Here is a 365-nt window from a genome sequence, read left to right on the forward strand (position 1 = left end):
GAATGGGGGTAAAGGTGGGGACAGTGGTAACATATATATTAATTTCTCTGAAGGCGATCCAAAACTTGAGGTTGTGTCACTTAATGGTCTTGGCGGTGAAGGTGGTAGGGGAGGATGGGGTGGAGTAGGCGGGAGACCTGGACATTCTCTTAAAGCGGTCGTTAGATATCGTCGATATGGAGAAGATGGTAGAGATGGCGCCAGAGGAGAATTTGGCGATGACGGTATCACTGGCAAGATATATATCAACGGTCATGAAAGGAAACTTGATCGCTAGCGGCGCCGCAATCGGACCGGTACGAACGATTATAAATGTCGAGAGATGAGGCCAGATATTCGTTTTGCTTATACCCAATGGATTTCAA

1 pseudogene is annotated in these 365 nt (G+C 47.1%); it reads left to right on the forward strand.

Annotation, left to right across the window (positions count from 1 at the left end):
• A pseudogene (locus V2H77_RS00055) lies at nucleotides 1-277 on the forward strand (hypothetical protein); the annotation flags it as partial.
• Nucleotides 278-365 lie beyond the last annotated feature (88 nt).

The sequence above is a fragment of the Photorhabdus sp. P32 genome (assembly GCF_038085095.1).
Lineage (GTDB): Bacteria > Pseudomonadota > Gammaproteobacteria > Enterobacterales > Enterobacteriaceae > Photorhabdus > Photorhabdus luminescens.